Raw genomic sequence first — 7,425 nt, 5'->3', positions numbered from 1 at the left:
CGGGACGACGGCCTCGGCGCCCGGCGGCAGCGGCGCGCCCGTCATGATGCGGGCGGCCTCCCCCGGGCCGACCTGCGGCAGCACGCCGCTGCCCGCCGCCACCTCGCCGACGACGGTCAGCACGGCGGGGAACTCGTCGGTGGCGCCCACGAGATCCGCCGTCCGGACCGCGTAACCGTCCATGGAGCTGTTGTCGAAGGGCGGCAGCGACACCGTCACCACGACGTCCTCGACGAGCACACAGCCCAGAGTGTCGAGCAGGCGCAGATCCGTGGCGTCGAGCGGGCGCACCGTGGCGAGGATGTCCGCCAGATGCTCCTCCACCGACCACAGGTGCTCGTGGTGAGCCGCGGGTGCCGATTCTGCCGTGCTGGTCAAGGCGCTACATCTCCTCGCTGACATAACTGCGGAGCCAGGCCCGGAAGTCCGGGCCCAGGTCTTCACGTTCGCATGCGAGTCTGACAATGGCACGCAAAAAGTCGCCACGGTCACCAGTGTCATAGCGGCGGCCCGTGAAGATGACGCCGTGCACGGGCCCGCCGGCCTTCTCGTCGGCCGACAACTGCTGCAGGGCGTCGGTCAGCTGGATCTCGCCGCCGCGCCCCGGCGCGGTGCCGCGCAGTATCCCGAAGACGGCCGGATCCAGGACGTACCGGCCGATGATGGCGTAGTGGCTGGGCGCGTCGGCCGGCTCGGGCTTCTCGACCAGGTCGTGCACCTTGACCACGTCGGCGTCGGCCGTCGGCTCGACGGCGGCGCAGCCGTAGAGATGGATCTGCTCGGGTGCGACCTCCATCAGCGCGACGACGCTGCCGCCTTCCCGCTTCTGGATCTCGATCATCCGGGCGAGCAGCGGGTCGCGCGGGTCGATCAGGTCGTCGCCGAGCAGGACGGCGAACGGCTGGTCGCCGACGTGCGGCGCCGCGCACAGCACGGCGTGGCCGAGGCCGCGGGGGTCGCCCTGGCGCACGTAGTGCATCGTGGCGAGGTCGCTGGACTCCTGGACCTTGGCGAGGCGTTCGGTGTCTCCCTTGCGGGTGAGCGCCTCTTCCAGTTCGTAGTTGCGGTCGAAGTGGTCCTCAAGGGGGCGCTTGTTGCGACCGGTGATCATCAGGACGTCGGAGAGCCCCGCCGCCACCGCCTCCTCGACCACGTACTGGATCGCCGGTTTGTCGACGACCGGCAGCATCTCCTTCGGAGTGGCCTTGGTCGCCGGCAGGAAGCGGGTGCCGAGCCCGGCGGCCGGGATGACAGCTTTGGTGATGCCTGGGGGTGGCGAGTGCGTCATGCCTGGCACAGTACAGACGCATATGAACACATACGAGAGGGTTATGACACCGGTGAGTAACAAAGCCGCCAAAGCCGCCGTGCGGCGTGAACTGCTCGCCGCGCGGGCCCTGCTGTCCTATGAGGACGCGGCCGAGGCGGCCGCGGTTCTCGCCGGGCGCGCCCTGGACCTGCCGGAGCTGGCGGCGGCCCGTACCGTCGCCGGCTATGTGTCGGTGGGCCGGGAGCCCGGCACGCGCGTGCTGCTCGACGCGCTCCACGCGCGTGGCGTGCGGGTGCTGCTGCCGGTGCTGCTCGCCGACAACGACCTGGACTGGGCCGCGTACGAGGGCGCCGACCGGCTGCGGAAGGCCGGGCGCGGGCTGCTGGAGCCCGACGGGCCACGGCTCGGCCCGGACGCCGTACTGGCGGCCGACGTGGTCCTGCTGCCGGGACTCGCCGTGGACGGGCACGGTATGCGCCTGGGGCGCGGCGGCGGCTCGTACGACCGGGTCCTCGCCCGGCTGGCGCGTGCGGGCGCGGCGCCGGCGCTCGCGGTGCTGCTCTACGACGACGAGGTGGTCGCGCGGGTCCCTGCGGAACCGCACGACCACCCCGTGCGGGCGGTGGTGACACCCGGCGGCGTCAGGCGGTTCGACCGCCCGGAGCCGGCTGCCTGAGAGTGGCTGACGGACCCACTGACGGCCTCACTGCCGCGCTCATGGGGTGAGCCGCAGCGTGTCGGAGGTGGAACCCTCCACCGCGTTGGGCGTGAAGGACCAGTCGAGCAGCTCGCCCTCGGCCCACTTGTCCGTCTGGTCGGTGTAGTGCGCGCTGTACGCGTGCCCTGAGGCGCCCGTGAGATTGATCCAGCGCGACTTGTCCCAGTCGCCGACGTTGACGACCATCCGCATCGACGGCACCCAGATGACGTTGTAGCCGCCTGCCGCGTTCCAGCCGGTCGCGTCGACCGCCGCCTCGCCGCCGCCCAGGTTGTACGGGCCGCGGTTGAGCATCGTCTTCAGGAAGCCGGGACCGCTGGTGCCGAGCGTCTGGTTCTTGAGCTGGAGCTGGTGCAGCCGGCCCCAGCTCCAGGTGGAGACGTCCTTGCCGAGCTTGGCGGTCAGCTCCCAGCGCGCGTCCTTCATGGCGCGCAGCAGCAGGCCGTCGCGGGTCGTGGTGGCCTTGTCCCGCTGGTTGGGCGCCTCGGCACTGGTCCACCAGGGGTTGTCGTTGTCCTTGATGATGTTGGACACCACCTCGAACCACCGGTCGCCGCCGTCCGGCTGCGCCGCGTCGGGCGCGCGCTGGCCGCACTCCCGTACCAGCTTCTCCAGATCGTCCGGCGGGCCCGTGCTGTCGGCCGGACGGACGTTCAGGCACTGGCCCTTGACGCGCACTTCCTTGGGAAGCTTGTCGCCGAAGGCGAGCATGAGCACATTGCGCCAGACCCCGTTGAAGTACGCGGCGGCGGCCGAGTCGGGCTCCTGGGTGAAGTCCCAGCCCTCCAGCAGCTTCTGCGCCTCGCGCACGGACGGGTCCGAGACATCGATCTTGAGCAGCAGGGGCACCAGCAGCTTGGCGATCTGGCTGGTGTTGTCCATCTGCATGGTCTGCATGTCGTCGGTCGAGATCTTCCCGCCGTCCTTGGTCTTGGACGCGATGAGGTCGTTGATCCGCTGGCTGCGGGTGCCGTAGCCCCAGTCCTTCGTCAGCAGGTACGGGTACTTCTTCGCGTCGATGACGGCCTGGTTGGCGGTGACGATGTAGCCGCGCTTGGGGTTGTACTCGTACGGCATCTGGTCGAAGGGGATCGGCTTCTCCCACTTGTAGCGCGGGTCCCAGCCGGGCGCGGGCATCGAGCCGTCGCCCTTGGCGCGCGTCGGGATCTTCCCCGGGGCCTGGTAGCCGATGTTGCCCTTGGTGTCGGCGTAGATCAGGTTCTGCGACGGCACCTCGAAGTTCGAGGCGGCGGCGCGGAACTCGGTGAAGTCCTTCGCCTTGTTGAGCGCGAAGACCGAGTCCATGGTCTTGCCGGGCTCCAGGGCCGTCCACTCCAGCGAGACGGCGTAGCCGTCGCCCCGGTCGGGGGCCGCGTTGTCGACAGGTGCCTTGTCGCCGACCTTCGCCAGCTCGCTGTCCCGGTCCGAGACCACGGGCCCGTGGACGGTCGAGCGGACGGTGATCTTCTTGCTGGGGCCGCCGGCGACCTTGATGGTCTCCTTGCGGGTGGTGAACTTCTTCTCCTCGTCGCCGTACTGGTACGAATCGCCCTCGACCTTCTCCAGGTAGAGGTCGGTCACATCGGCGCCGAGGTTGGTGAAGCCCCAGGCGATGTCCTGGTTGTGGCCGATGATCACACCCGGCATACCGGAGAAGGTGTAGCCGGCGACGTCGTACTGGCAGGTCTCGCTGACGCTGCGGCAGTGCAGCCCCATCTGGTACCAGAGGGAGGGCAGCTGGGGCGCCAGGTGCGGGTCGTTGGCGAGCAGCGGCCGGCCGGTCGTGGTGAGGGAGCCGGAGACGACCCACGAGTTGGAGCCGATGCCGCTGCCGCTCGGGCCGAGCAGCTGCGGGATCTCGTCGAGGGTGCCGGAGAGCGAGCTGAGCTGGGAGCTCAGGCCCTCGGTCGCTTCGGCGGGGGTGTGCGCCGCGGCGTTGGTCGCGGTGTTGGTGCCGGTGCCGGCACCCGTGCCGTCGCCGATGCCGGTGCCGTCGCCGATGCCCGTGCCGTCGCCGATCCCGCTGCCTGTGCCGTCCCCTGTGCCCGCGCCGTCCCCGCTGCCCGTGCCGTCCCCGGCGTCGTCAGTCGGCTCCGCCTTCGGGTCGAACTTGCCCGTGACGGGGTCGATCCCGCCCTCGCTGACGATCGGGGCGTTCTTCTCGGTCGGGTACGCCGGGTACAGCTGGTCGATCTGCTTCTGGCTGAGCCTGCTCGTCAGCAGCGAGCGGTCGATCTCGTCCTGCATGTTGCCGCGCAGGTCCCACGCCATCGCCTTCAGCCAGGCCACCGAGTCGACGGGGGTCCACTTCGCCGGCTTGTAGTCGTTGGTGAAGCTCAGCGCCGCGTACTCGACGGAGATGTCCTTGTTGTCGCGGCCCTTGAGGTAGGCGTTGACGCCGTCCGCGTACGACTGGAGGTTCTTCTTGGTGTCGGCGGAGAGCTGGGTGTCGTACTCCTTCTGCGCCACCCCGTGCCAGTCGAGGGTGCGCAGGAACTCGTCCGTCTTCACCTGGCTCTTGCCGAACATCTCGGAGAGCCTGCCCGACGTCATGTGGCGGCGGACGTCCATCTCGTAGAAGCGGTCCTGCGCCTGGACGTACCCCTGTGCGCGGAACAGGTCGGCGTCACTGTTCGCGTAGATCTGCGGGACGCCGTAGCTGTCCCGTCTGACGTCGACGGGGCCCGCGAGGCCCTGGAGCTTGAGCGTGCCTGTCGTCTGCGGGAACGACGAGCGCACAGTGCTCACGCCCCAGTACGCCCCGTAGCCGACACCCGCGACAAGTGCCAGCACCAGGACGATCACGATCAGACGGGCGCGTCGCCCCTTCTTTTTGACGGAAGAGGGAGCTGTGTTGGCGGGCATCGCTGTCCTTCGAGGGGCAGGGTGGTCCTGGAAATGCTGGAGCAACCATAGGCGCAGCGCTTCACCCGCCTGGACGCGGTGTCAGGAAGTGCTCTTGATCACGCCACCCGTCGGACGATCACACAAGGATTCCGAGAGTGATCGCACAGACGCCCGAACGCGTCAAGAAAACGTTAAAGATTAGGTAAGGTAACGAAGTACCGGCCGCCGGAGGAACGATCCGGCGAGCGCGAGTGGAAGGATCGGCCGCTGACTGTCCACCAGCTCAATGAACTCCTGCTCATCTGCTCGCTCGTGCTGTTGATCGCGGTCGTGGCCGTGCGGATCTCGTCCCGGAGCGGGCTGCCCAGTCTGTTGCTCTATCTCGGCATCGGGATCGGGATAGGCCAGGACGGGATCTTCAACGTCAAGTTCGACAACGCCGAGCTGACCCAGGTCATCGGGTACGCGGCGCTGGTCGTGATCCTGGCCGAGGGCGGCCTCGGCACGAAGTGGAAAGAGGTCAAACAGTCGCTGCCGGCGGCTGTCGCCCTCTCGACCGTGGGTGTCGGCGTGAGCGTGGGTGTGACGGCGACAGCCGCGCATTACCTGGTGGGACTCGACTGGCGGCAGGCCCTGATCGTCGGCGCCGTCGTCTCGTCGACGGACGCGGCCGCCGTCTTCTCCGTACTGCGCAGGGTGCCGCTGCCGACCCGGGTGACCGGGGCGCTGGAGGCCGAGTCGGGGTTCAACGACGCCCCTGTGGTGATCATCGTGGTCGCGCTCTCGGCATCGGGACATGTCGAACACTGGTACGTGCTGGTGGGTGAGATCGCGCTGGAGCTGGCCATCGGCGCGTGCGTCGGGCTCGTGGTGGGCTATCTCGGCGCGTTCGGACTGCGGCATGTGGCGCTGCCGGCCTCCGGCCTCTACCCGATCGCCGTCATGGCCATCGCGGTCTCCGCGTACGCCGTCGGCGCCACCGCGCACGGCAGCGGCTTCCTCGCCGTCTATCTGGCGTCGATGATCCTCGGGAACTCCAGACTGCCGCACGCGCCGGCCAACCGCGGCTTCGCCGAGGGGCTCGGCTGGATCGCCCAGATCGGTATGTTCGTCCTGCTCGGACTGCTGGTGACCCCGCACGAGCTGGGCGACGACTTCTGGCCCGCGGTGATCGTGGGGCTGATTCTCACCGCCGTGGCACGACCGCTCTCGGTCTTCCTCAGCCTGCTCCCCTTCCGCCTCCCCTGGCAGGAACAGGCCCTGATGTCCTGGGCGGGGCTGCGCGGCGCCGTGCCCATCATCCTGGCGACCATCCCGATGGTGTCGGACATCGAGGGCAGCCGGCGGATCTTCAACATCGTGTTCGTGCTGGTCGTCGTCTACACCCTGGTGCAGGGGCCGACGCTGCCCTGGCTGGCGAAGGCACTGCGGCTCGGCGCCGCGTCGGACGCCTCCGACCTGGGCATCGAGTCGGCGCCGCTGGAACGGCTGCGCGGCCATCTGCTCTCGCTGTCGATCCCCGCACACTCGAAGATGCACGGTGTGGAGGTCTCCGAGCTGCGGCTGCCGGCCGGGGCGGCGGTCACCCTGGTCGTACGGGACGACCGCAGCTTCGTACCGCTGCCCTCGACCCTGCTGCACCGGGGCGACGAGCTGCTGGTCGTGGCGACGGATCCGGTACGGGACGCCGCCGAACGACGGCTGCGTGCGGTCGGGCAGGGCGGCAAGCTCGCGGGCTGGCTGGGGACGGACGCACGGTACGATAACGGTGCCGATCGACCATGACCGGCCGATGACGAACAGATTGATCACCACAGATTGACCACCTCTGTCTGACGCAGAGCTGGCGCGACCGTAAGGCGGCCGCGGCGCCCCCTCCCGGCGGGCCCCGGTATCTACCGCAGTTCCGCGCAAGAGGACAGCTCTCGGCCGCTCGCGTGGAGCGCGTCACCAGACAGCAGAAAGGCAAGGACCGTGTCATACACGGTCAAAAGCGCTGCCGACGCACGACCGGGCTACGGGCGGCTGCTGCGTACCCCCTCCGCCTGGACGTTCCTGCTCCCCGGCTTCGCCGCCCGCCAGCCCTTCGCGATGCTGACGATCGGCATCGTCCTGCTCGTCGAGCACACGTCAGGCTCGTACGGCACGGCGGGCGCGGTGGCCGCGGTCACCGGCGTCTCCATGGCCCTCTTCGCGCCGCAGGGCGGCAAGCTGGCCGACCGTTACGGGCAGCGGGCCGTGCTCGTGCCCGGCGTACTGGCGCACACCGTGTCCGTGCTGGCGCTGCTGACGCTCGCGCTGGCCGGCGCCCCGCTGTGGGCGCTGTTCCTGGCGGCCGTGCCGACCGGCGCCTCCGTACCGCAGATCGGCCCGATGGTGCGGGCGCGGTGGACGACGGCACTTGGCGAGACCTCGCCACTGATGCCGACGGCCGCCGCCTTCGAATCGGTGACCGACGAATTCACGTTCGTCATCGGTCCTGTGCTCACCACGGCGCTGTGCGCCGGCGTGCATCCGGCGGCGGGACTGATCGCCGAGGCGGCGCTGACCCTGGCCGGCGGGCTGCTGTTCGCCGCCCGGCGCGGCACGC

Annotated in this window: 5 protein-coding genes and 1 pseudogene; 3 read left to right on the top strand and 3 right to left on the bottom strand. The window is 69.5% G+C overall.

The genetic code is table 11. The features are described 5' to 3' along the window. A pseudogene (locus tag HY68_RS14145) lies at positions 1–378 on the bottom strand (molybdopterin molybdenumtransferase MoeA); the annotation flags it as partial. Positions 379–382: 4 nt separating this feature from the next. Continuing rightward, positions 383–1,288: a UTP--glucose-1-phosphate uridylyltransferase GalU gene (gene galU / locus HY68_RS14140; protein ID WP_041988740.1), complete on the bottom strand. Its 906-nt coding sequence runs from the start codon at positions 1,286–1,288 to the stop codon at positions 383–385. 43 nt (positions 1,289–1,331) lie between these two features. On the opposite strand from galU, the gene HY68_RS14135 reads away from it, so the two are divergent. After that, a complete protein-coding gene (locus tag HY68_RS14135; RefSeq protein ID WP_041988737.1) occupies positions 1,332–1,946 on the top strand; it encodes a 5-formyltetrahydrofolate cyclo-ligase in 615 nt (204 codons plus the stop codon). A 39-nt stretch (positions 1,947–1,985) separates the two neighbouring features. Here HY68_RS14135 and HY68_RS14130 read toward each other — a convergent pair whose 3' ends face one another. Beyond that, entirely contained in the window at positions 1,986–4,853 is a 2,868-nt protein-coding gene (locus HY68_RS14130) for a penicillin acylase family protein (protein ID WP_078863603.1), read from the bottom strand. A gap of 294 nt (positions 4,854–5,147) precedes the next feature. Here HY68_RS14130 and HY68_RS14125 point away from each other — a divergent pair, with 294 nt between their 5' ends. Beyond that, positions 5,148–6,620, top strand: coding sequence for a potassium/proton antiporter (locus HY68_RS14125; protein WP_041988735.1), 1,473 nt, complete (start codon positions 5,148–5,150; stop codon positions 6,618–6,620). 189 nt (positions 6,621–6,809) lie between these two features. Then, a partial coding sequence (locus tag HY68_RS14120) for an MFS transporter (RefSeq protein WP_041988732.1) occupies positions 6,810–7,425 on the top strand: 616 nt, incomplete at its 3' end.

The sequence above is a fragment of the Streptomyces sp. AcH 505 genome (genome assembly GCF_000818175.1).
In the GTDB taxonomy this organism is placed as follows: Bacteria; Actinomycetota; Actinomycetes; order Streptomycetales; family Streptomycetaceae; genus Streptomyces.
Note: the sequence above shows the minus strand (reverse complement) of the source record. Positions and strands in the feature narration are given on the sequence as shown.

Bases quoted from the DNA above. Each gene is read 5' to 3' on its own strand.
- galU (WP_041988740.1), bottom strand. From the start codon at position 1,288: ATGACGCACTCGCCACCCCCAGGCATCACCAAAGCTGTCATCCCGGCC.
- HY68_RS14135 (WP_041988737.1), top strand. From the start codon at position 1,332: ATGACACCGGTGAGTAACAAAGCCGCCAAAGCCGCCGTGCGGCGTGAA.
- HY68_RS14130 (WP_078863603.1), bottom strand. From the start codon at position 4,853: ATGCCCGCCAACACAGCTCCCTCTTCCGTCAAAAAGAAGGGGCGACGC.